This is a genomic window from Evtepia gabavorous, assembly GCF_003425665.1.
Taxonomy (GTDB): domain Bacteria; phylum Bacillota; class Clostridia; order Oscillospirales; family Oscillospiraceae; genus Evtepia; species Evtepia gabavorous.
In genome coordinates this window covers 83,307-106,698 of record NZ_QQRQ01000001.1, presented here as the reverse complement: position 1 = coordinate 106,698, position 23,392 = coordinate 83,307, and the positions used below count along the sequence as shown (strand labels likewise).

General features: G+C 57.0%; 18 protein-coding genes, 1 tRNA gene and 2 riboswitches. Of the genes, 10 read left to right on the top strand and 9 right to left on the bottom strand.

What is annotated here, in order from left to right; translation table 11 throughout:
- Window positions 1–10 precede the first annotated feature (10 nt).
- From DV520_RS00500 to DV520_RS00475, 6 genes are all read right to left on the bottom strand, one after another.
- Window positions 11–1,432: an amidophosphoribosyltransferase gene (locus DV520_RS00500; RefSeq protein ID WP_021920011.1), complete on the bottom strand. Its 1,422-nt coding sequence runs from the start codon at window positions 1,430–1,432 to the stop codon at window positions 11–13.
- A gap of 28 nt (window positions 1,433–1,460) precedes the next feature.
- Entirely contained in the window at window positions 1,461–1,952 is a 492-nt protein-coding gene (purE, locus tag DV520_RS00495) for a 5-(carboxyamino)imidazole ribonucleotide mutase (RefSeq protein WP_117141434.1), read from the bottom strand.
- A gap of 90 nt (window positions 1,953–2,042) precedes the next feature.
- Window positions 2,043–2,123, bottom strand: a riboswitch (ZMP/ZTP riboswitch).
- Window positions 2,124–2,286: 163 nt separating this feature from the next.
- A complete protein-coding gene (locus DV520_RS00490) occupies window positions 2,287–3,690 on the bottom strand; it encodes an alanine/glycine:cation symporter family protein (RefSeq protein WP_117141433.1) in 1,404 nt (467 codons plus the stop codon).
- 315 nt (window positions 3,691–4,005) lie between these two features.
- On the bottom strand, window positions 4,006–5,409 hold the full coding sequence (locus DV520_RS00485) for an alanine/glycine:cation symporter family protein (protein WP_021920014.1): 1,404 nt from the start codon (window positions 5,407–5,409) through the stop codon (window positions 4,006–4,008).
- A 150-nt stretch (window positions 5,410–5,559) separates the two neighbouring features.
- A riboswitch (glycine riboswitch) is annotated at window positions 5,560–5,644 on the bottom strand.
- Window positions 5,645–5,851: 207 nt separating this feature from the next.
- Window positions 5,852–6,811: a transketolase family protein gene (locus DV520_RS00480; RefSeq protein WP_021920015.1), complete on the bottom strand. Its 960-nt coding sequence runs from the start codon at window positions 6,809–6,811 to the stop codon at window positions 5,852–5,854.
- A 1-nt stretch (window position 6,812) separates the two neighbouring features.
- The gene (locus DV520_RS00475; protein WP_021920016.1) at window positions 6,813–7,655 is read right to left on the bottom strand and encodes a transketolase; all 843 of its coding nucleotides are present in this window, start codon (window positions 7,653–7,655) and stop codon (window positions 6,813–6,815) included.
- 161 nt (window positions 7,656–7,816) lie between these two features.
- Between DV520_RS00475 and DV520_RS00470 the strand changes: the two genes are divergently transcribed.
- From DV520_RS00470 to DV520_RS00445, 6 genes are all read left to right on the top strand, one after another.
- A tRNA-Pro gene (locus DV520_RS00470) sits at window positions 7,817–7,892 on the top strand.
- A 136-nt stretch (window positions 7,893–8,028) separates the two neighbouring features.
- Window positions 8,029–9,222 carry a DUF4417 domain-containing protein gene (locus tag DV520_RS00465; protein ID WP_133308815.1) on the top strand — a complete coding sequence of 398 codons (1,194 nt, stop codon included), beginning with the start codon at window positions 8,029–8,031 and terminating at the stop codon, window positions 9,220–9,222.
- Window positions 9,223–9,674: 452 nt separating this feature from the next.
- Window positions 9,675–10,364, top strand: coding sequence for a tyrosine-type recombinase/integrase (locus tag DV520_RS00460; RefSeq protein ID WP_242984610.1), 690 nt, complete (start codon window positions 9,675–9,677; stop codon window positions 10,362–10,364).
- A gap of 86 nt (window positions 10,365–10,450) precedes the next feature.
- The gene (locus tag DV520_RS00455; protein ID WP_117141430.1) at window positions 10,451–11,188 is read left to right on the top strand and encodes a hypothetical protein; all 738 of its coding nucleotides are present in this window, start codon (window positions 10,451–10,453) and stop codon (window positions 11,186–11,188) included.
- 82 nt (window positions 11,189–11,270) lie between these two features.
- Complete coding sequence (locus tag DV520_RS00450; RefSeq protein ID WP_165849998.1) at window positions 11,271–12,410, top strand: endonuclease NucS domain-containing protein; 1,140 nt, start codon at window positions 11,271–11,273, stop codon at window positions 12,408–12,410.
- 118 nt (window positions 12,411–12,528) lie between these two features.
- Window positions 12,529–14,232 (top strand): ABC-ATPase domain-containing protein, encoded by a 1,704-nt coding sequence (locus DV520_RS00445; RefSeq protein WP_117141428.1) that lies wholly within the window; start codon window positions 12,529–12,531, stop codon window positions 14,230–14,232.
- Window positions 14,233–14,358: 126 nt separating this feature from the next.
- Here DV520_RS00445 and DV520_RS00440 read toward each other — a convergent pair whose 3' ends face one another.
- Complete coding sequence (locus DV520_RS00440) at window positions 14,359–14,745, bottom strand: metal-dependent transcriptional regulator (protein WP_021920024.1); 387 nt, start codon at window positions 14,743–14,745, stop codon at window positions 14,359–14,361.
- A 267-nt stretch (window positions 14,746–15,012) separates the two neighbouring features.
- Here DV520_RS00440 and DV520_RS00435 point away from each other — a divergent pair, with 267 nt between their 5' ends.
- From DV520_RS00435 to DV520_RS00420, 4 genes are all read left to right on the top strand, one after another.
- The gene (locus DV520_RS00435) at window positions 15,013–15,855 is read left to right on the top strand and encodes a TrmH family RNA methyltransferase (protein ID WP_117141559.1); all 843 of its coding nucleotides are present in this window, start codon (window positions 15,013–15,015) and stop codon (window positions 15,853–15,855) included.
- Between the two features lie 140 nt (window positions 15,856–15,995).
- Window positions 15,996–17,633 carry an SdrD B-like domain-containing protein gene (locus DV520_RS12475; protein WP_117141427.1) on the top strand — a complete coding sequence of 546 codons (1,638 nt, stop codon included), beginning with the start codon at window positions 15,996–15,998 and terminating at the stop codon, window positions 17,631–17,633.
- A gap of 5 nt (window positions 17,634–17,638) precedes the next feature.
- Complete coding sequence (locus tag DV520_RS12470; RefSeq protein WP_117141426.1) at window positions 17,639–20,530, top strand: DUF11 domain-containing protein; 2,892 nt, start codon at window positions 17,639–17,641, stop codon at window positions 20,528–20,530.
- Window positions 20,531–20,656: 126 nt separating this feature from the next.
- A complete protein-coding gene (locus DV520_RS00420; protein WP_117141425.1) occupies window positions 20,657–21,364 on the top strand; it encodes a Crp/Fnr family transcriptional regulator in 708 nt (235 codons plus the stop codon).
- Window positions 21,365–21,401: 37 nt separating this feature from the next.
- Here the strand turns inward: DV520_RS00420 and DV520_RS00415 are convergent, their stop codons facing one another.
- Together DV520_RS00415 and DV520_RS00410 are read right to left on the bottom strand one after the other, a co-directional pair.
- A complete protein-coding gene (locus tag DV520_RS00415) occupies window positions 21,402–22,004 on the bottom strand; it encodes a TetR/AcrR family transcriptional regulator (protein WP_117141424.1) in 603 nt (200 codons plus the stop codon).
- Entirely contained in the window at window positions 22,001–23,383 is a 1,383-nt protein-coding gene (locus DV520_RS00410) for an MATE family efflux transporter (protein ID WP_117141423.1), read from the bottom strand. The genes DV520_RS00415 and DV520_RS00410 overlap by 4 nt, the downstream gene beginning before the upstream one ends.
- Window positions 23,384–23,392 lie beyond the last annotated feature (9 nt).

The window sequence follows — 23,392 nt, the reverse complement described above, 5'->3', positions numbered from 1 at the left end:
TTCATCGCGTTTATTCCTTTCCGTTCCAACAGTAGGTACATACCTTGCAGGGCTCCAATCCGATGGCCTCAATGAGCTTGTCCAGGGACTGATACTCCAGAGAGGTAAAATGGAGCTTTTCACAGATGGTTTCCCGGAGTTTTTTACCCCGGTCGGTGTTGGGGTCGCTGTACTCCTCCAGGTGCTTATCTCCCTCTTCTCCCTCCAGCTCATAGACTGTGCGGCGGGCCAGCAGTTCCATGGGGGAGCGGCTGGTGGAGAAATTCAGGAACTTACATCCATACATAATGGGAGGACAGGCCGAGCGGATATGAACCTCCTTGGCGCCATTGGCGTAGAGAAACTCCACCGTCTCCCGGAGCTGGGTTCCCCGCACGATGCTGTCATCCACAAAGAGCAGCTTTTTCCCCTCAATGAGATCGTGCACAGGAATCTGCTTCATTTTCGCCACCCGGTCCCGTTCCTTCTGGTTGGTGGGCATAAAGCTCCGGGGCCAGGTGGGGGTATACTTGATAAAGGGCCGGGCAAAGGGAATGCCGCTCTCATTGGCATAGCCAATGGCGTGGGGGGTGCCGGAATCGGGCACCCCGCTGACATAATCGATATCCTGGGCCACCCCTTTCTCCCGGTCGGTCTTGGCCAAGCTCACCCCGTTGCGGTTGCGCATGACCTCCACGTTCACGCCCTCATAGTTGGAGTTGGGGTAGCCGTAATAGGTCCACAGAAAGGCGCAGACCTTCATCTCTTTTTCCGCCGGCAGGAGGGTCTCCCAACCACGCTCCGTGATCTTCACCACTTCTGCCGGACCCAGCTCATAGGCGTCATGGTAGCCCATCTTCTGGTAGGCAAAGGACTCAAAGGCCACACAGCAGCCCTCGTCATCCTGTCCCACATGAATGGGCAAACGGCCAAATTTATCCCGGCCAGCGATGAGGCAGTCCGGCGTCATAATTAAGACGGATACCGTCCCCTCCACCATCTCCTGGGCGTAGCGGATTCCCTCGGCAATGGTGGGCCGCTGGCTGATCAAAGTAGCCACCAGCTCATTGGAATTAACCCGTCCGCCGCTCATGGCCTCAAAGTGGCCGTCAGCCTGATCCAGCAGCTGCTGAATCAGCTGATCTTCATTTTTGATGACCCCCACCACGCAGATGGCGTAGGTTCCGTGGACCGAGCGGACCAGCAGAGGCTGCGGGTCCGTGTCGCTGATGCTGCCAATACAGCACTTGCCCACCATTTCCCCCACCGTCCTGTCAAACTTGGTGCGGAAGGGGGCGTTTTCAATGTTATGGATCTCCCGCTGGAATCCCAGTTCCGGGTCCCAGGCAGCCATACCGCCCCGGCGGGTTCCCAAGTGCGAATGATAGTCTGTCCCAAAATAGACATCCAACACCACGTCCCGGCTGGAGATAGCGCCGCAAAAACCACCCATGGTTCATTCCTCCATTTCTGATATGCCCTTAGTTGAATTTTGCCTCAACTCCGGCGTTTTTCTCCAAAACCTTCTGGGATTCCGCAGCCCTGGCCTGACGGATCTTCTCTGCCAGCGCCATATCTGAAACTGCTAAAATCTGGATGGCCAGCAAGGCCGCGTTGGCCGCCCCGTCAATAGCCACGGTGGCCACAGGGATTCCTGTGGGCATCTGCACCGTGGACAGCAGCGCGTCCAGCCCGTCCAAGGTGGAGGATTTGACGGGAATCCCAATCACCGGCAGCGTGGTGTTGGCCGCCAGCGCCCCTGCCAGATGCGCCGCCTTCCCCGCGGCCGCGATGATCGCCCCAAATCCGTTCTCCTGGGCTGTCCGGGCAAACTCCCCTGCTTGGACTGGGGTCCGGTGGGCAGAGTACACGTGGACCTCATAGGGAACCCCGTATTCCTTGAGCTTGTCAATGGCTTTCTCCACAACAGGCAAATCACTGTCGCTGCCCATGATAACGCCTACTTTTTTCATACAAACCATCCTCTCTTTTCCATGATTGATCAGGCCCTCTTTGTTTTTATCCTACGAAAAAAAGGCAGTCCAATTCCCTTTGTGTGAAAATTGAACTGCCCAGACGGTCGGCCGCAACTATGCTTTTTGCTCCCTGTGGTTCTCCCACTTCCGTCAGTCACAAAAAGTTCTTGATTTTACACGTTCGATTATACTATAACCACGCTGGTTTCGCAAGCGATAGATTGTAAAGGTTTGCGCATTTTCCCCTTTCTCCTCTGTACAATCTTTCTTCTCCAAGAATCAAAGAATCCCATGGAACACCTTCCTGTTCCATGGGATTCTTGTTTCCAATTTATTTCGGTTCTTCCAGAGATTTTCCCTTGGCAAAATACTCCTTGGTACATTTGACCACCACGCCGGACAAAAGGGCCAGCGCAATCAGGTTGGGCAGAGCCATCAGCCCGTTCAGCGTGTCGGCAATATTCCAAACCAACTCCAAATCAACTGTGGCACCTACCACAATCATTAGGACATAGATGACCTGATAGGGTCTGATGGCCTTAGACCCGAAGATGAACTCACAGCAACGCGAGCCATAAAGCGCCCACCCCAGGATCGTAGAAAAGGCAAAGAGCGCCAGTGCCACTGCAATCACCAATGCGCCGCCTTTCTGGGTGAACAGGGTACCCAGCGCCTCAGACACCAGAGAAATTTCGCCTGTCACACCATAATTCAAATCAATCCCCGAGCAGAGCAGCGTCAAACCGGTAAGGCTGCAGATGATGATCGTATCCATAAAGACTTCAAAAATGCCATAGAGCGCCTGCTTGACAGGTTCCCGCTCAGACGTGGTGGCATGGGCCATGGGCGCAGTACCCAAACCGGCCTCATTGGAGAAAATCCCCCGTTTCATCCCCCAGCTGATGACCAGGAACATGGAGCCCACAGCACCGCCTGTCACACCATTGGGTGTAAAAGCCCCCACAAAAATGTCGTGAAATACTGTGGGCAGGCTGGAGGCATTGTAAAGAATGATCGCCAGGCACGCTAAAATATAGACCACCGCCATACAAGGCACCAGCTTCTCCGTCACCGCACCCAGACGCTTTACTCCACCAAAGAGGACCACTGCCGCCAAGATCGCCAGCACAATGCCCAACACCAGGTTCAGGGTGGCTTCTCCACTGAAATCAGGATTAAACGCCAGAACTGCTGTGTGAATGGAACCCACAATATTGCCCGCCTGAATGGCATTGCCCGTGCCCAGCGCAGCCAGTGCAGCAAAAACACAGAAGATGATGCCCAGCCATTTCCAGTTCTTCCCCAAGCCGTTCTTAATGTAATACATGGGGCCGCCTACCCAGTCTCCGTACTTGTTCCGCTCCCGGAACTTCACCGCCAGAAGCACCTCGGAATACTTGGTGGCCATACCAATCAGGGCTGTCACCCACAGCCAAAACAGTGTACCCGGTCCGCCCAAGGTAACCGCCGTGGTGATTCCGGCGATGTTTCCGGTGCCAACCGTACCGGCCAACGCCGTCGAAACCGCCTGAAACGGGGTGATCTCCCCCTCCCCCGCATGGGTCCTTTTGAAAATCTTCCCAATGGTATTCTTCATGGCGTAGCCGAATTTCCGGAACTGCAGCCCCTTATTCCGTACGGTCATGAGAATACCGACGCCAATGAGCAGAATCAGCATGGGGGCCCCCCATACAAAGCTGTTCACCGCGCCGTTGATTTGTGCAATCAATTCCATACGCTTCTCCCTTTTTCGTTTTTGACGGATTGCCGGCTGTTTCCCCTCAATTTGTAAATTTTTGCCAAGCTCCCGTCTTTTTCAAATTGCGAAAGTAGTATACTATATCAGCATTTCTTTCTACAATCCACAAATTGTAGCGTTTTTTTTCGATTTTCGACATCTCGTCTGTGCAAGATGTTTCAAAACAGCATGCAAATTAGGACGATTCCCCCTATCATGCGCTCCCTCCCAAGTCCCAGAAAATTTCCATCTAAAAAATCCGCAGGACAACTATGTTGTCCTGCGGATCGAAATTCTTTCCTCTAAAAAAGATTACTTATTTACTTTTTCAGAAAAGTGCCGTTTGGTTTCCCGGACCACAACACCGGACAGGCCAACCAACGCAATCAGGTTGGGGATTGCCATCAGGCCGTTCAGGGTGTCAGCGATACTCCAAGCCAGGCTCAGTTCCATCGTCGCGCCGACGAAGATGATCACCAAGAAGATGATCTGATAGGGCTTAATCGCCTTAGAGCCAAAGAGGAATTCGCAGCACCGGGTGCCATACAGCGCCCAGCTCAGGATGGTGGAGAACGCAAACAGCGCCAGACCCACAGCGATGATAATTGCGCCGCCCTTCTGGGTGAAGACAGATCCCAACGCCTGGGCGTTCAACGCAGTGGTTCCTTCCGTACCAATGTTCAGATTCAGCGCACCGCCCTCGGCCGCACACAGAATGGTCAGGCCGGACAGAGAGCAGATCACGATGGTGTCCATGAACACTTCAAAAATGCCATACAGGCCCTGCTTTACAGGATCGGTCTCAGAGGTTGCCGCATGAGCCATAGGCGCAGAACCAAGGCCGGCCTCGTTGGAGAACACGCCGCGTTTCACGCCCCAAGTGATAACCAGAATAACAGAACCTACTGCACCGCCTGTCACGCCTTCAGGGGAGAAAGCGCCGGTGAAAATTTTGGAAAACACAGCAGGCAGATAGGCTCCATAGTACACCAGCACGATCACGCATGCCACAATGTATACCACAGCCATGAAGGGAACCAGCTTCTCCGTCACCGCGCCCAGACGCTTAATGCCGCCGAACAGAACGATTGCGGTCAGCACCACCAGAATCAGACCCAGCACCACATTCACTGTGGACTGTCCACTGAAATCAGGGTTAAAGGAAAGGATTACGGTGTTGACAGAGTCGGTGATATTGCCCACCTGAACCGCGTTACCGATGCCAAAGGCGGCCAGAGCGGCAAAGATACAGAAGATAGCACCCAGCCACTTCCAATTTTTGCCCAAACCGTTCTTGATGTAGTACATCGGGCCGCCTACCCAGTCGCCATACTTATTCTTTTCCCGGAACTTCACCGCCAGAAGAACCTCGGAATATTTGGTGGCCATACCAATCAGAGCTGTAATCCACAGCCAAAAGATGGTGCCAGGGCCGCCCAAGGTGACCGCGGTGGTGATACCCGCAATGTTACCGGTGCCCACCGTGCCGGCCAGCGCCGTACTCATCGCCTGGAAGGGAGTAATTTCGCCTTCTTTTGCTTCCCCCTTCTTAAAGATTTTACCAATGGTGTTCTTCATGGCATAGCCGAACTTCCGGAACTGGACGCCTCTGTTGCGGATGGTCAGCAAAATGCCGCCGCCCACCAGAAGGACCAGCATGGGGACGCCCCAGACAAAGCCATTGATTGCACTGTTAATACTTGCGATCAATTCCATGCAAATCTCTCCTTTTCTCAATTCTCTTCGCTCGAACTGCAAATGTCCGCCTCTGAGATCACAAAACGGAGTGCCGCAAGACCGCAGCACTCCGTTCAAAAGTTCCATTCAAATAGGGCTCTTTACTTCGTTTTTTGCACTGTAAATTCGTCCTATGAGTCTGTCCTTTTGCCTGAGAGTCTTGGTCTTGCCCCTTCGGCCCCTGCAATACGCAGATGTCTCCAGATTGCCATCCATCCGCGGCACCGGTTCCCTCCCTTCTCCTTACCATTTTATTTCCAGGAGTGGAAATGGATACCAGCCACCGAAGAATTCATCTGACGGGATTCACTTTGCAAGATTCATTTTAATCTTGTTTTGCCAAAAAAGCAAGCCTTAATCAATTCTTAATTTAATTTTCTCTTCTCAGACCCGAAAATTTGTTGTTTTCAACTGAAACTAATCAAAGTGTCAAAGCATGTTTTATAGAAACCGCCTGCCTCACTTTGTCAACAATTCCCTCTGTTGTCAAGGAATACGCCTCCAGAACTTTTTGTGCCGCGCCGGAACGTCCAAATTCATCCGCCACACCGTGACGGACAACAGGAACCGGGCATGCAGACGAAAGATATTCCGCCACCGCGCTGCCCAAGCCCCCAATCACGTTGGCTTCCTCTGTCGTTACAACACAGCCGGTCTCCCGTGCTGCTGTCAAAAGGATCTCTGTATCCAGGGGCTTCAGCGTATGCATGTCGATGACCCGAACGGAGATTCCCTCTCCTGCCAGCTGTTCCGCCGCCTGCAGGGCCATCTGCACCATCATACCCACAGCTACCACGGTAACATCCTGTCCGTCCCGGAGCAACGCCCCCTTGCCAATGGCAAACTGGTATCCCTCCACACGATCTGTCACCGTCTCCACTGCCAGGCGTCCCAAACGCATATAGGCCGGTCCTTCATAAGCCAAAAGCGCCCGGACCGCCTCCCGCATCTCATAGCCGTCGCAGGGGCACAAAACCGTCATATTGGGAATGGCACGCATAATGGCCAGATCCTCAATGCACTGATGGGTTGCCCCGTCCTCTCCAACAGACAATCCGCCATGGGAACCCACCACTTTCACATTCAGGCCAGGATACGCCACACTGTTGCGCACCTGTTCCCAAGCCCGTCCAGCGGCAAACATCGCGAAGGAATTGACGAAGGGTTTCTTTCCACAGGTGGCCAGTCCAGCAGCCACCCCCACCATATTGGCCTCCGCGATCCCCATATCAAAAAAACGGTCAGGGTGGGCTGCGGCAAACTCTTTGGTCATTGTGGAGCCAGACAGGTCAGCATCCAAAACCACCAGATTCGGCTCCTGATCCGCCAGTTCCACCAGTGCCTTGCCATAAGCGGCACGGGTCGCAATTTTCTCTGCCATCTTACTTCCCCTCCTTTTCCGCCAAGGCAGCGGCCAGCTCCTGCCGCGCCTGCTGATACTGTTCCGCGTTGGGGGCCTTGCCATGCCATCCAGCCTGGTTCTCCATAAAGGAAACCCCCTTGCCTTTGATCGTTTTGGCCAAAATCATAGTCGGCGCTCCGGTGAGCGTTTTCGCCTGTGCAAACGCCGCCGTTAACCCAGCCAGATCATGGCCGTCCACGGAAAGGACATGCCAGCCAAATGCTTTCAGCTTCTGATCCAGCGGCTCTGTGGGCATAACATCCGCTGTCTTTCCATCAATCTGCAGACCATTGACATCAATGACCGCGCAGAGGTTGTCCAATCTGTATTTGGCTGCGCTGAGGAAAGCTTCCCAAACCTGTCCTTCCTCCACCTCTCCATCTCCTAAAACTGTATAAACCCGATACGCTTTCTTGTCCATCTTCCCGGCCAGCGCCATGCCAACTGCCGCGGAAATCCCCTGCCCCAGAGAACCCGTGGACATATCTACTCCTTTGACATGGTTCATCTCCGCGTGCCCGGACAGATGGCCCTCCACGCTGCGGAATAGCGCCAAATCCTCCTCGGGAAAATACCCTTTCTGCGCCAAGATTGGGTAAAGCGCAGGTGTGCAATGCCCTTTAGACAAAACAAAGCGATCCCGATCCGGGTCCGCAGGGTTCTTGGGATCTACATTCATTACCTCAAAATAGAGAACCGTCAGGATGTCCATGGCAGAAAAAGAACCCCCCAGGTGCCCCGACGCACAATGGTACACCATGTCCAACCCCAGAAGCCGTCCCTTCGCCGCAACGGTCTCCAGCGTGCGTATTTCTGTTTTCATATCGTTGCCTCCTCCAACAAGCCACAGGAATCTACAATCAGTTACAGTGTAACACGGAAATTTTCTTTGGTCAATTCTCTTTCTCGCCTTGCAATTTTTGTTTGTTTCCTTTATAATGTTTTTCGTTCCTCTCCTTCACACGAGGTAGCTTTGGTTCCTATCCGGGTGTAGCGCAGTTGGTAGCGCGCCTGCTTTGGGAGCAGGATGCCGGGAGTTCGAGTCTCCCCACTCGGACCACGGGTAAGTCTGTATAGGACTTACCCGTTTTTTAATTTTTTGTAAAAGGAAAGTTCAAAATCCCTATCATTCCCAGGTTCCAAGAAAGGCCCGGAGACTTTGATAATCTTTTGCTGATCGGTTTTGAAAAAAACATGTGGAGGATCAGAATCACCTGGACCGCATGGTCCACTTCTTCCTATACGACTATCGCTTTGAGCGGGTGTGGAAGAATCCGGACAACGACATTGAAAAACTGTCCCGCCACCGTGCGGTGCTTTCGCCAGATTTCAGTATGTACCTGGAGATGGCGTCTGTCATGCAGCTTTACAACGTATTTCGCAATCGCTGGTGCGGCGCTTACTGGGCATCCAAAGGGATTCGCGTGATTCCTACCGTCAACTGGGGCGATGAATCCACATTTGATTTCTGCTTTGAGGGGATTGAAAAAGGAAGCGTTGTTGCCGTCTCCACTTATATGGCCTCAGAGCACGACAACCGCTGCGACCAGAAAGAATGGTTCATGGCAGGCTACAACGAAATGCTGCGGCATATTGAGCCGGAAAAAATCATCTGTTACAATACACCGTTTCCCGAAATGCAGGGCAATCTCATCTATGTCGATTACGAACGCAGTTCTTGGCGGTATCTAAACTACGAGCGTTCATTCCCAAAAGAAGAGTTGGATGCGTTCAAAATGGATGGTGCACCAATCGGGAATCGTGATACAATAGAACCGTACCTGATTGGAAAAGGCGGAGGCAGCGCATACGGCGGAGCGTGGAAACCGTCTAAGCCGGATGATGGACGTTTTATAGGTGAACCCGGCAGTATCAACCACACAACAGATCGTAACGGGAATTTAAGAGAAACTAAAATCGGTGCAGACGGAAGGGCAGTCAAGGAGCGGCACTACTCAGATCACGGCAGTCCCAAACAACACTCTATTCCTCACGACCATACCATTTCATGGGAAGGAAACCGACCAAACTGGGGCAAAGCAGAAAACTATTGGGATGGAGATATTCCTGATTTCAAGTCATATTGGAGGTATGATATGTCCTATCACATTTTAAAATCTCAAAATTCACTGGAAGATAACCGTTTTAAATCGATCAGCGATTTCAAGTGGTGTATGAAATGTGGTGGAGAAGTAGAAATCGAATGGAACGGCATTCATTATGGCATTATCCGATATGGGACAGATGATAAAATCACAATCTATGTTTGGAATCGTCCTGAAACGGAATGCTGCTTTGACACCGCTGATGATGCGTTGGAGTATATGGTTGGTTCAGACCGCTTGCGTGATGTGATTACACGTGTTACAGTTTTGGATCGTACAATTTGAGATAAGAACCTCTTGCTGCGCTAAAACCATTGATATGACTGGATCTTTCCAAGTCCTATAATTACACTCGGACCACTTTTTACTGAAAAACCGCCTATTTAGGTGGTTTTTCTGCGTTTTCCCCTGCAGTTTGTCATTATGATTCCCTTGAGGTTGCTTTAAGGATTATGCGCGAAAGATATATAGATAGAAAATAATGGAACAATATCAGTATCTCGCCTATTATAAAACAGTAGAATTGGATGGATTTTATTCCTCTCAATATTGTAAGTGGATATCGTGGTTCAGTTGCCGCGGGAAGAAATTTCTGGGAAGGCAAACACCAAAACAATTCCCACATCCCGGTATCTGATGCGATTGTGGCGCTATACCAGGATGAAACAGCCAGAATTACCAGCGTATTTCTAACTACAAAGCGCCTGGATGATTTCGGTATCACGAAGCACGAGACATTGACCCTAGTTTTGCGGGTGCCCACCAGCCACGCCCCAGCTACCGTCAACTCCATCCTGGCCGCCGTCAATGGTTTCTTTCGCTTCATGGGTTGGAAGGACATCGCTGTAAAGCTGTTGAAGATACAAAAGGCCCTCTTCTGCGATGAACGCCGGGAGCTGACTCGCGCGGAGTATGCCCGGCTGGTCAGCGCAGCTCAGAAGGTGGGCAATGAGCGGCTGTCCCTGGTCATGCAGACCATCTGCGCCACTGGTACCCGCGTGTCCGAGCTGCGCTTTATCACCGTTGAGGCCGTGACTACGGGGCGGGCCGAGATCTGCAACAAGGGCAAACGCCGCACGGTCTTCCTCCCGGGCCGGCTACGCCGGCTGCTGCGGAAATACCTTCAGAAGCAAAAAAAGACCGCCGGAGCGGTATTCACCACCCGGACGGGCAGGCCGTTGGACCGGTCAAATATCTGGCGGGATATGAAAGCCCTCTGCGAGAGCGCGGACGTGGAACCAGGCAAGGTATTCCCCCTCAATCTGCGTCATTTATTCGCAAGGACCTACTACTCTTTGGAAAAAGACCTGTCCCGGATGGCGGACATTCTGGGCCATTCCAGCGTGAACACCACCCGTATCTATACCATGGAGAGTGGCGGCGTCCATCAGCGGCAGTTGGAGCGCATGGGGCTGATTATCACATAGTTCTCCTTCTAAGGAAGCAAACCCAGCGTAATGGCGCTCTCCTCCAGTCATTTTTCCAAAACTATCCTTTCTGCACAGCGGAAGAGGTGCTGCGCGCTGCCCACACCGGAAGGCCGGCCTTTGAAGCGCAATTTCTGCTCACCGAAGAGCAGCTCGGATCTTTCTGGGCCTCTCTGCTGCCCAAGCTGCCACGCTATGAGGCATGCAAACCCTGGCCCAACTGGCTTTTTCAGACGGTGGATGGCCTAAGCCAGATCGCATGCTTTTTTTCCGGCGAGGGCAGCCCGGCCCAGTTGGATGCCCTTCAGAACGCCTTGAATTCCCATTGGCGCGCTTATCCCATTCTCCAGCCAGATCGCGCTGCGCTGGAGGCCGCAGTCCGTCGGTGGGATTTCTCAGAAAATGAGTGGATCTGCCGCGACCTGTTGATTGCCGCCTTTCCTGACACAGTCGGCCGCTGGACGGTAGAGGAACTTTTGAAGATGGACACCATGGAACTTTTGCTCGAGACTGGCGAGCAAGATCCCAACACCGCCATTCAGATGATGAAATTGCTGCTGGACACAGCAGAGGAACACCTCCAGGAAACGGAGGCCGCTGAACAACTGCTCGGAAACGATCTATATGATTTCTGTCAGAATGAAAGCATTCAGCCCAAGCTCCTGGCGCAGCTCAAGCAGGACGACCGCTTGGCACGGCAGCTATTTCAAAGTGCTTACGCAGACAGCCCTCAGGAAGAATTGATTGCAGCATGTGACCGGTTGGGAGAGCAGACGCTGAAAGCGCATCTTCAGACGCTCTTAGACCAAAATCCTTTTTGCTGAAGGGGCATTGTCTTGCCCCTTTGTCCCTGCCTCTCTGCACTTCACGAAGATGAACCATATCAGAGGAAAAACAGGAGTATTTATGAAAGAATCTGCACTGCGTGATTTGATCGCACAGAAAATTTCTCAATTAAAACCGGGATTGACCTTGCTTCAAAAAGAGCAGTATATCCCGGGTGAGCACGGCACGAAGAGCTTCATCGACCTATATGCCAGGGATGAGAAGGGGCGCCATGTTCTGATTGAATTGAAACGCAGCAATACCGCTGCGCGGCAAGCACTCCATGAAGTCAGCAAATATGTAGAACAAGTCAAGCAGCACTTTGGCGCAAAGGATTCCGAGATATTCGCGATCATTGCTTCCACCGAATGGGGAGAGCTGCTTCTCCCCTTTTCTCGTTTTTGTGAGGACGCCGGTTTTTCCATCGAAAAAATACAGATTGACGTAACGGAGGATCATTCTGACTGTCAGGCCCGCCCTATATCGCCTCTTGCAACCATCCGGGGGCGGCTCATCGCACCATGGCATCACATCTATTGGTACACGGACAAAGATGCCCTTCAAAGAGGGATTGCTGCCATTGAAGGGGCGTACAGCGCGAAGGGAATTGACGACTATGTGATCGTTTCCTTTTACCTGCCGGATCCCTCTCCCCCGGAAGAGCGACGTGCCGCCCTGCTGTCTGAGGTTGCAAATATGCTGAAGGTTCCACAGGCGTCGCTGTTCGCCTCGCTTGCCAGCTTCTCCCCTCCAACCTATGAGTACATGGCATACGCCGCTGTCCAAATGCTCCCGGACGAAACATGCCTGCAGATCATTTCCTGTGACGAAGCTCTTTTCGAGGAAGCACAGAACGCCATTCTCCTCATGCCCAAGGGACCGGCGTTGACGTTCTCGCAGCTCATAAAAAAATATTACCATGGCAGTCTTGCCGCCCTGCTTGAAACCGTGACCTGGGGCGGCAGGGACGAGCGGGACAGCTATCTTGTCGAAGATCTTGGCGCCCAGTATCAGTCCTACCGATTTGATATTTTACACGGCACCGCCACTGGGTTTTTTACCCTCCAAGACGCCAAATGGCGCCCTTGCGGCCCAGTTGCTCTGCCTGTATTGTTCCAAATATATGCCGAGAAAAACCAATCACTTGTCCGAGAGATCCTTGAAACAATAAAGCCGCACGATCGAGGGACTTTTTTCGAATGCCATCCTGCAAACCCATAAAAACTTTTGACAACCGCCTGGAAATGGACTATTGTCAAGATAGCTCTCTTGAAATCCACTCCGCCCTGAACACCAGCTCCCTTTGCCGTGCGGGGCAACTCAATGGAGGAACAATATCATGCAGACTGCAACTGACCTGAGAAACCTGCTGGCCAGAATCGACCGGAAGGGCTACCCGGCCTACAAAGACACCAAAGGCGCATACCAATTCCCGGACTATGTGCTGTCCATCGACCATGTACAGGGGGACCCCTTTGCCGCCCCCTCCAAAGTCAGTATTCACGTGAGGGGAAGCGCTGCGGCTTTTCCTCCGTCCCTCTACCGAACTCCTGTTCAGCGGATCGCGCTTCAGGATGCGCTGACCCGTCGGTTCGCCCGGCAGGCGGAAGCCGTGTCCTTCCGGGCCAAGGGCTCGGGACACAGCGGGCAGATCTCGGTCAGCCGCTGCGGGCAGGAGGTCTTGGAGCGCACCGCCTGCTGTCTGGACCCCACGCACGGTGATCTCTGCCTGCGCCTGGAGGTGGGGTTCCCCGCCCAGGGGCGGACCATTCAGGCCCGGGAACTGGAAAAAATTCTATTTGACTTTCTTCCCCAGTGTATCCATGCCACCCTGTTCTATCGGAACTTAGACAGCAAACAGCTGCAGGCCGTGGCGGATCTGGCGGAGGATCAGCAGTACATTCGGGACGCCCTGCCCCAGATGGGCCTGTGCGCCTTTGTGGCCAACGGAAGCATTCTGCCCCGGGCCTCCGGCGTCTCTGCCCGTTCCATGAAGAACGGCGTGGCCTTCCAGTCTCCGCCGGAACTGGCGGTCACCCTGGACCTGCCCCACCGGGGACAGATCACCGGCATGGGCATTCCAACGGGCATCACCTTGATTGTGGGAGGCGGCTACCACGGCAAGTCCACCCTGCTGGAGGCGCTGGAGTTGGGGGTCTACAACCACATCACCGGGGACGGCCGGGAGTATGTGATCACCGAAGACACTGCCATGAAAATCCGGGCTGAGGATGGCCGAAGCATCCGACGCACAGACATTTCCCAGTGGATCAGCAACCTGCCCAACGGCAAGGACACCACGGCCTTTTCCACGGAAGACGCCAGCGGCAGCACCTCCCAGGCGGCCAATGTGGTGGAGAGCATGGAGGCCGGCGCCTCCCTGCTTCTCATTGACGAGGATACCAGCGCCACCAATTTCATGGTCCGGGACGCCCTGATGCAGCGGGTCATCCACCGGGACATGGAGCCCATCACCCCCTTCATTGACCGGATACAAGCCCTGTACAGGGACCAGGGCATCTCCACCATCCTGGTGGCTGGCAGCTCCGGGGCTTACTTTCATGTGGCTGACCGGATCATCCAGATGGACCGGTACCTCCCCCGGGATATCACCGTCCGGGCAAAGCAGGAGGCCCTGGCTTTCCCCCCGGACGGGACAGCGCCGAAGTCGACCGGTCTCCCCAACCTGGACCGCCGGCCCAAGGCCTCGCCAGAATTCCGGCGCGGCGATCGCTGGAAGCTCAAAGCACTGGGGCGGGATGGGGTGTCGATTCAACGGGAAACCATCGACCTGCGGTACGTGGAGCAGCTGACCGACAGCGAACAAACCGCCGCGCTGGGGTACTGTGTTCTGTACGCCCAGCGGCACCTTCTGGACGGGAAAAAGACCCTCCGCCAAGTGGTGGATGAATTGGACCGGCTGATCCAGCAGCGGACCCTGGCCGGTCTGTGTGAGGGCCAGTCCGGCATTCCCTTCCTGGCCCGGCCCAGGCGGCAGGAGATCTTTGCCTGCTTCAACCGATACAGAGGTCTGAATTTGTAATCAAACAGCAAAAAACAGAGCCGACAACCACGAGAGAGGCCTCTCCTGTGGTCGGCTCTGTCTTTTTTCAATGCGGCGGAAGTACCGCTCTTTCCGTCTTTGCCCCAGCTTTTGTAATCGAACCAGTCAGTCCGCGGCCTTTTGGGCTGCCAAGCCTTCCAGCCGGTCTTTCAGTACCGCAAAGCTCTGCCTGCTGATGGCGTGTTCCAAAGAGCAGGCATCCTCATGGGCCTGTCCCTCGTCCACCCCCGCGTCAATGAGCAGCCGCTCAAAAAAGGAGTGCCTGGAGAAAATCTCTCTTGCCGCCTGCAGCCCCTCGTCTGTTAAGATCAGATTTTTCTCTTTGTCCACGGTCAAAAGACGCTCTGTCCGCAGCTTTTTCAGCGCATTGCTCACACTCGGTTTGGAGAGCGCCATATAGTTGGATACGTCAACAGCCCGGACAGATTCCTTTTGGATTTGCAAAAGGTAGATTGCTTTCAAATAGTTTTCCTGTGAAACGGTGCACTTCATCCCATCGCCTTCCTTTTCCCGTCATGCCAACGCATGCAGCCCACGCCCTGGAAACGGACTCCACTGCGTCGTACTTCTTCTGTTTATCATAGCATCAAACACAGCTTTGAGCAAGCAGGCGGTTTCCCACAGGGTTCCGCCCTCTCCGGCCTGCAGGCAGTGTTTTGCTCTGCAAACCATTTCCTGCGGCAACACCGCCTGATGGTAGGAGACTTGCCTTTCTCTGCCCGCCATGGTATCATGCAAAAAAACGAACAGGAGGCTGTCATGCCCAGTATAATAGAAATTTCTGACCTCACTGACCCTCGGCTGGATCTCTTCGCCCGGCTGACCGAGGCCCAGCTCCGCAACCGGCTGGAGCCGGAAAAGGGGATTTTTATCGCGGAGAGCCCGAAGGTGATTCAGCTGGCTCTGGATGCCGGCCACGCCCCCGTGGCCTTTCTCATGGAGCGCAAGCATGTGCAGGGACAGGCCCAATCCCTTCTGGCCCGCTGCGGGGACATCCCTGTCTACACCGCAGACCGAGACGTTCTGGCCGCCCTGACCGGCTATCCCCTCACCCGGGGAATCCTATGCGCCATACGGCGGCCGCAGCTGCCCGCCATGGAGGACATCTGCCAGGGGGCCCGCCGGGTCGCGGTGCTGGAAGGCATTGTGGACACCACCAATGTGGGCGCCATTTTCCGTTCCGCCGCCGCCCTGCACATGGACGCCGTGCTTCTCTCTCCCACCTGCTGTGATCCGCTCAACCGCCGGGCTGTTCGGGTGAGCATGGGCACCGTGTTTCAAATTCCCTGGGCCCGTCTGGGTGACCGGGCAGAGGACTGGCCCGCCGGCGGCCTGGAGCGCCTGCACGCCTTGGGCTTTCAAACCGTGGCCATGGCCCTCAGTGACAACGCCCTGCCCATCGACGCCCCCCGGCTGATGGCCGCGGAAAAGCTGGCCATTGTCCTGGGCACCGAGGGAGATGGCCTGGCCGCCGCCACCATCGCCCGGTGTGACTACACCGCCTGCATCCCCATGTCCCACGGTGTGGATTCGCTCAATGTAGCCGCCGCCAGCGCCGTCGCCTTCTGGCAGCTGCGGGCCCGTCCGGCTGGCTTCCCCTGACTTCCCCGCTCTATTTCTTCGCCCTGCCGCTCCTTGCGGCAGGGCTTTTTGTCGTGCTCCCCTCGTCTTATGCGCCCCCTGCACCAGGCGGGCATAAGATAGTAGAAAACGCAGCTGCGCAATTAAGTGAGGTGGAAGCCATGGCAACCATAACAGGCAGCGTCCTATTTGACCGGGACCGCAGCGCCACCCGCTCCAGTGGGGATGCCGGCCTGCCCGGGATTCCCGTGGTCCTGCAAAATCTGGACACCGGGGCACGATGCACCGTTTTCACGGACCAGGCCGGAGACTATGCCTTTCTTCACGTCCCCGCCGGAGCGTACCGCCTGGTCCAGGCTCCCTACGAAACAGATGGGCTTCCCTCCCCCGCCGATTTCTCCGGCGCGGCGGTCGGGCCTGTCCCTGTGGGAGGCAATCCCCCCATTTCCGCGGCCCCCAATCCCCCGGCAGGCGCCACCCATCTAGACGCAGTTACGCCCAACACCCGGTTTCTCACTGTGACGGGGGCAGACATAGGAGAGCAGACCTTCCTCAGCGGCCCTGTCATCTACTCCCCCATTGAAACCATTCTTGATCCCTGCGCCGCAGTCTCCGAGGAAAACCTCTTAGAGGCCGCCGACCGCGGGACCTTTGGGACGTTCCCCCCAGGGACCCCCGCCAACACGGGCGCGCCCACAGAACCCTATCCTGGGGTTACACCGGATTTCTCATACGTCCTGCCCAACCCCGCTGTCTACACCCCGGCCGGCGGAGAGTACACCGTTCAAAATCTTATGACCGATGCCTTGAGCCAGCAGATCGGCGCCTGGTGGCGGGTGGCTGACCACACCCAGGGCAACGAGACTGGACGGATGCTGGTGGTCAACGGCTACAACCCCGGCGCCGTCTTCTTCCGCGCTGAGGTAGCCGTGGAGCCCAACCACTACTATCTCTTCACCGCCTGGATTTTGAACCTGTTCAAAGTTACGGGGTACCCAGACCCGGAACTGGGCGTACGGGTCCTGGACCAGGTCGGTAATCCCCTGTATGCCGCCACCCTGGGCGCCCTCATCCCTGTCAGCCCAAACGCCCCAGAGTGGAAACAGATCGGCAGCGTTCTCTCCTCCCAGGAGAACACCCGGCTCACCGTTGAATTTCTCAGCGAGGGGCCTGAGGTCATCGGAAACGACTACGTCATCGACGACATCGCCCTCTCCCCCATTCAAGTGCCCCTGTTCCTGCCAGTTAAAACCGCAGACCGCCAGGTAATCACCGTAGGGGAGACCGTCCTCTTCACCGTCCGCCTGACCAATGCCTGCCAGAGCCCGCTGACCGATCTCTTTTTGCAGGACCAGCTTCCCAGCGGCTTTTCCTTTGTGCCAGACACCGTTCAGGTCAATGGCACTCCGTTCCCCGCCGCCGACCCGCAGCTGGGCTTTGGCCTGCCCGATGTCCGTGGCGGAGAGACCATCACCGTCTCCTTTCAGGCCAAAGCCGATGCCCTGCCTGTGCCCAACCCTGCCTGGAACCGAGCAGACCTGCGTTACGCCTACACCCCAGTGGAGGGAGGCATTCCCATTCCGTTTCCCGTCTCCACCAATGAGGTTCCCGTACTGGTGCTGGAGGCAGCAGACCTGGCCGTGGAGAAAACCGCCGCCCCGGACCCAGTAGATCCCGGCGCGCCCCTAACCTATACCATCACCATCTCCAACGCCGGGCCCTCTCCCGCCCGGGATGTCACATTGACTGACCCCCTTCCCACCCGAACCGGGGGAAGAATCCATCGGAAAGGAAGCTGATCTCCATGGCAGATATCATCTCCGGGCCTCTGGCGGAGCCCAAAGACAGACGGGGGCTGCTGCGCCCGGAATACTCCCTGGATGGCGGCCTGTCATGGCAGCCTTGGACTGGGTCCCAATCCATTGGGGACCTGGCCGTGGGAGAACGGGTTACGGTTCTCCTGCGGGGGGTGGTAGACCCCCTCACCACAGGCATCCTCACCAACGTAGCCCAGGTCTCCTCTCCCACGCCGGACCCCAATCCAGACAACAATACCGCCACAGTGGAAACCCCCGTGACAGAGCAGGCCGATCTATCGGTGGTAAAAGTGGGCGCTCCTAAGCCCGCCGCTGTGGGGGACCTTGTCACCTACACCCTTGCCGTGGCCAATGCCGGGCCTGTGAACGCGGAAAATACCGTACTCTCTGACCCCCTCCCCGATGCCTTGGCCTCCCCTGAGGTCTCTCTGGACGGAGGACGTTCCTTCCAGCCCTGGGCGGGGACACTGGCCTTGGGGACCCTTCTTCCCGGGCAGGCCCAGACAATTTTGCTTCGGGGAACCGTGCGGGCCTCCGCCGACGCTCTTTTGATCAACACCGCAACCGTACAGAGCGACACGCCCGATCCCAACCCAGACAATAACACCGACACGGAGGAGCTGCCTGTCCAGCTGGCTGCGGACCTGGCCATCACCAAACTGGGCAGCCCCAGTCCAGTGTCCGCCGGCGGTCTGCTGACGTACACCCTGGACCTAACCAATCTGGGCCCCGCCGATGCCCAAAACGTGTCCCTCACCGACCCCCTGCCCCCACCCCTCTCTGACGGCGCATACTCTCTGGACAATGGGGGCACCTGGCAGCCCTGGACGGGTTCCCTGGCCCTGGGAACCCTGCCCGCCGGGGACCACCGCCAGATTCTGCTGCGGGGAACCGTGGCCCAAGGGACCAGCGGCACCCTGACCAATACCGCTACCGTCGCCAGCGACACCCCAGATCCCCGGCCGGAGAACAACGAGTCCACAGCACTCACCCCGGTGGACACCGCTGCGGACCTAGCTCTAACTAAATCTGGGGCACCCAATCCGGTGCTCCACGGGCAGGCCTTGGTTTACACCCTTTCCCTGACCAATCTGGGCCCCGATCCTGCGGTCCATCCGGTGCTCACCGATCCCCTGTCGCCCCTTCTGCTGGAACCGGCGTTCTCCACAGACGTCGGGGCAACCTGGCAGCCTTGGGCAGGGACATGGCAGCCAGGCAGCCTGGCCCCAGGCCAGCGTGTAGAGCTCCTTTTGCGGGGCACAGTCAGCCTGGAGGCAGAGGGGATTCTGGTCAACACTGCTGTTGTCACCAGCGACACCCCAGACCCCAACCCGGACAACAACCAGGCCACAGAGCGCACGCCCATCGACACCGCTGCGGACCTGGCCGTTCTCAAGCAGGTCCAACCTGCCCGCGTCCATCCGGGCGAGACTCTGACCTACACCCTTCAAGTTACCAACGCAGGTCCCTCCGCGGCCCAGGACGTGGTACTCCAGGACCCCCTGCCGGCAGCCATTCTGTCCCCAGTATTCTCCGCTGACGGCGGGGCAACCTGGCAGCCCTGGAGCGGTACCTACGTGCTCCGCACTCTTCTCCCAGGCACCACCGCCACCCTTCTCCTCCAGGGGCAGGTGGACCCCTCCACGACAGCCAGTTCCCTGGAGAACACCGCTTTGGTGACCAGCTCCACCCCAGACCCCAATCCGGACAACAATGAGGACACCGTGGAGGTTCCCCTTCTCCCCTCCGCAGACCTTTCCGTACGGAAGGAGAACACCGGAGGCTCTGCTGTCCCCGGCACTCCCTTTCTCTACACCATCACCCTACAAAATGCCGGGCCCTCGGATGCCCAGGACGTGCTTCTCACCGACGCGGTTCCGGCGGAACTCTGGACGCCGGAGTTTTCCACAGACAACGGCGCCACCTGGACCCCATGGCACAGCCCCTATCTGCTGGGTACCCTGGCCGCAGGTGCCTCCCGCTCCCTCCTGCTGCGGGGGACCATCGACCCCGCCGCTACCCTTCCCCTTCTCAATACCGCTGTGGCGGCCAGTTCCACCCCGGACCCGGATCTCACCAACAACACCGCCCAGCGGGAGGACCCCCTTCAGCCCGCTGCGGACCTGGCCATCACCAAGGTGGCCGATACCGACACTGCTGCCCCTGGCGGCCTGCTGACCTATACGCTCACCATCGCCAACCTGGGCCCTGCCACCGCCCAGGATGTTCTTCTCACCGACCAGACTCCCGGCGGTCTGTCCCGCGTGGAAGTTTCCCTGGACAACGGGCGCACCTGGACCCCGTGGACCGGGGCCTATTCCCTGGGAGCGCTTCCAGCCGGTCAGGGAAGAACCCTGCTGCTGCGCGGCAGCCTGTCTTCCTCTGCCCAGGGCACCCTTGTAAACACCGCTGTGGTGGCCAGCTCCACCCCGGACCCAAACCCCAACAGCAACACCGCCACCAGCCTGGTCCCTGTCCAGGGAAGCACAGAGCTTCGTCTGACCAAAACCTCCCCCTGCTGGGCAGTCCCCTGTCAATACCTGGTATACCGCCTGGTGGCGGTCAACTGGGGCAGCATCCCGGCAGAGGGCGTGGTGGTACAGGACCATCTGCCGCCGTCGCTCTCCGCCGGGGTCTATTCCCTTGACGGCGGGATCACCTGGCGGCCTTGGCAGGGCCTGCTCTCCTTCGGCACCCTGGCGCCCGGCGCAACGGCTACACTCCTCGTGGCCGGGGTGGTCCACCCCTGCGCCCAGGGAACCATTACCAACACAGCGGTGATCTCCTCCCAGACCGCCGGACAGAGCACCGCCGCAGTCACCACTCCGGTCTGGCCACCCCAGGGTTACAGGCCCGTCTGGCATGGAACCGGCTGCTGACCCCTTTCATCCCCGGGGCGCCGCCTGGGTTCCCCGGGGAAATCCCATTTGCATCTTTCCCCGACCTATGGTACACTCAACGCATCCGATCCAACAGGGCAACCAGCTTCTCCCAAGGAGGTTTTCATGAAACAACCGGACGATATATTTTCCCAGATGCTTCCCTTTTGGGAACACCTAACCCCACAGGAACAGATGGCCCTGCGGGAGGCCAGCGTTCCCTCCACCCTGCCCAAGGGGACCATCACCCACCGGGCGGACCAGGACTGCAAGGGCATCCTGCTGCTTTTGTCCGGCCAGCTTCGGGCCTTTCTTCTGTCCGAGGAAGGGCGGGAGGTGACACTGTACCGGGTGCGGGAAGGTGAGACCTGTGTTCTCTCCTCCTCCTGCCTGATGGACGCCATCGTCTTCGACGTACTCATCGAGGCCATTGAGGAGACCCATGTGATCACCCTTCCCGTCACAGCCCTCTCTCCCCTGGCTCAGCAGCGGCCGGAGATCGAACTCTTTCTCTACAAGACCGCCAGTGAGCGTTTCTCCGATATCATGTGGACCATGCAGCAAATTCTTTTCATGGGGATGGACCGGCGGGCCGCCATTTTTCTGTGGGACGAGTCCGCCCAAAAGGGCCCCGTCCTCCGGATCACCCATGACGAGATGGCCCGCTACATCGGCAGCGCCCGGGAAGTGGTCACCAAGGTGCTGAAATACTTCGCCCAGGAGGGCATTGTCGCACTGCGCCGGGGGACCATCACCATTCTGGACCGGGAAAAGCTCCGGCGTCTCACGGGAATGGCCTCTGTGGAAGAGAGAACGCCTCGTCCACAAAAATAAGCCTGCACGGGGATTTCCCGCGCAGGCTTATTTTATGTTATGGATCTTCCCCAAGAAGAAGGCCCAGCTCCCGCCCCCGTTGTCTGCCCAAAGGGGTCAGCAAGGGATACAGCACAGACCAGGCCTGGGTCCGGAAATCCTCCTTCCGCCCCTTGACCGCACAGAAGGGAAGCCAGTAAAGGGAGGTGAGGAAAATGGTATCCGCCACACGGGCATACGCCCCGGGAAAATCCTCCCCTCGAAACATGCCCTGACGGGCCAGAATGGACAGCGCCTGGGCAAACAGTGCCGACTGGCTGTGATAAATCGCCTGCTGCCGCGCCCGGATCGCGGGGGAGAGCTGGCCCAGCTGGGCATGGTGCTGGAAGTAAAAGGCATAGTTCTCCCGGGCCTGTTCCATGTCCTCCAGAAAGGCGTCCAGTTCCTCCATGGTCCGAGGGGGCTCTTGAAAAAAGGTGGGCTTCGCCTCGGCCAGCAGGGCCTCCATGATGTCCTCTTTCCTTTTGAAATGATAGGTCACATTGCCCTTGCTGATCCCCAGGGCACCGGCAATCTCCCCAATGGAGACCGCGTTGTACCCCTGCTGGCTGAAGAGCGTTTTGGCCATGTCCAGAATGGCCCGTCGGGTATCTCGCTTCATGGGGTCTCCTCCTGCTGCACCGTGAGCCGGCGGACCTCCCGGGCCCCCAGAACCAGGACCAGCACCGCTGCCACTCCATCGGAAATGGGTCCCGCCCAGAGGACCCCATCCATACCAAGGGCCAGCGGCAGAAGCAACAGCAGCGGAATTAGCAGCAGTCCCTGCCGGACCAACGCCATCCAAAATCCCAGCTTGGCCTTGCCAATGGAGGTAAAGAAGTTGGAGGTAATGGGCTGAAAGGCGTTGACAAAGGTCATAAGCAGATAAATGCGGATATAGTGGATGGAAAACTCATAAAACAGCGGGTCCTCTGAGCCAAAGATGCTCAAAATCTGCCGGGGAAACAGCTGGATGCACAGGAAGGCAATCACCGCCAGGGTGGTGCCGTAGCGCAACGCCTTCCGGTAGGCCTCAATGACCCGGTCATACCGTTTACTGCCATAGTTGAAGCCGAAAATCGGCTGACAACCCAGAGCAATCCCGATGACACAGCTGAGAAAGACAATCATCACCTTTCCCACCGCCCCGGACCCGGCGATGGCGATCTCACTGCCATAGACCGACTGGGCCCCGTAGGTACGCAGCATGTTCATCAGGATGACCTGGGCTGCGGTCATAATCACATGGTTGAAAAAGATGGCGCCCCCCAGCGCGCCGATCCCTTTGATCGTACCAGCAGATAGACGGAAATCCTCCCGCTCCAGGGTCACCATGTGGCGCCGGCGCACCAGATAATAGAGGGCCAGACAGCTGGAGAGTCCCTGTCCCAGCACCGTGGCCAGAGCAACCCCCTGGATGCCCATGGAACAGGCAAAGAGGAAAATCGGGTCAAAAATCATATTGAAAATGGCCCCGGACAGGAGAACCCCGCTGGAAAACTTGGGGCTGCCGTCGGCCCGGATAAAATGGGCCATGGCCATGGAGAAAATGGCAAAGGGCAGCCCCATACTGATGATCCGGGCGTACGGGACCGCATAAATCATCATGGCCTCTGTGGCGCCGAAGAGGTAGAGCATCGGCTCCAAAAAGGCCACAGCCAGCACCGCCAGCAGGCAGCCCAGCCCCACCGACAGCACAATGGCGTTGCCCCAATTCTTTCGGGCGGAGCGTGCCTGCTTCTTTCCCAAGTCAAGGCTGAATCCCGCCGCGCCGCCCATGCCGATGAGGGCCGCCAGGGCGGTGGTTAAGGTAGACAGAGGAAAGGCAATGTTGGTGGCGGCAATGGCCAAATCTCCAATGCCCCAGCCGAGAAAGGTCTGATCCACAATATTGTGCATGGAATTGACCACTTGGCTGAGAATGGCGGGAATGGCAAAGGTCCAGATCAGCTTGCTCACAGGCGCGGTGGCCAGCATGGTTTGGCGTGGGGGCGCGGTCATGGCAGGTTC

Bases quoted from the DNA above. Each gene is read 5' to 3' on its own strand.
- DV520_RS00485 (WP_021920014.1), bottom strand. From the start codon at position 5,409: ATGGAATTGATCGCAAGTATTAACAGTGCAATCAATGGCTTTGTCTGG.
- DV520_RS00420 (WP_117141425.1), top strand. From the start codon at position 20,657: ATGAAACAACCGGACGATATATTTTCCCAGATGCTTCCCTTTTGGGAA.
- DV520_RS00480 (WP_021920015.1), bottom strand. From the start codon at position 6,811: ATGGCAGAGAAAATTGCGACCCGTGCCGCTTATGGCAAGGCACTGGTG.
- DV520_RS12470 (WP_117141426.1), top strand. From the start codon at position 17,639: ATGGCAGATATCATCTCCGGGCCTCTGGCGGAGCCCAAAGACAGACGG.
- DV520_RS00410 (WP_117141423.1), bottom strand. From the start codon at position 23,383: ATGACCGCGCCCCCACGCCAAACCATGCTGGCCACCGCGCCTGTGAGC.
- DV520_RS00490 (WP_117141433.1), bottom strand. From the start codon at position 3,690: ATGGAATTGATTGCACAAATCAACGGCGCGGTGAACAGCTTTGTATGG.
- DV520_RS00500 (WP_021920011.1), bottom strand. From the start codon at position 1,432: ATGGGTGGTTTTTGCGGCGCTATCTCCAGCCGGGACGTGGTGTTGGAT.
- purE (WP_117141434.1), bottom strand. From the start codon at position 1,952: ATGAAAAAAGTAGGCGTTATCATGGGCAGCGACAGTGATTTGCCTGTT.
- DV520_RS00450 (WP_165849998.1), top strand. From the start codon at position 11,271: ATGAAAGAATCTGCACTGCGTGATTTGATCGCACAGAAAATTTCTCAA.
- DV520_RS00415 (WP_117141424.1), bottom strand. From the start codon at position 22,004: ATGAAGCGAGATACCCGACGGGCCATTCTGGACATGGCCAAAACGCTC.
- DV520_RS12475 (WP_117141427.1), top strand. From the start codon at position 15,996: ATGGCAACCATAACAGGCAGCGTCCTATTTGACCGGGACCGCAGCGCC.
- DV520_RS00475 (WP_021920016.1), bottom strand. From the start codon at position 7,655: ATGAAAACAGAAATACGCACGCTGGAGACCGTTGCGGCGAAGGGACGG.
- DV520_RS00440 (WP_021920024.1), bottom strand. From the start codon at position 14,745: ATGAAGTGCACCGTTTCACAGGAAAACTATTTGAAAGCAATCTACCTT.
- DV520_RS00445 (WP_117141428.1), top strand. From the start codon at position 12,529: ATGCAGACTGCAACTGACCTGAGAAACCTGCTGGCCAGAATCGACCGG.
- DV520_RS00435 (WP_117141559.1), top strand. From the start codon at position 15,013: ATGCCCAGTATAATAGAAATTTCTGACCTCACTGACCCTCGGCTGGAT.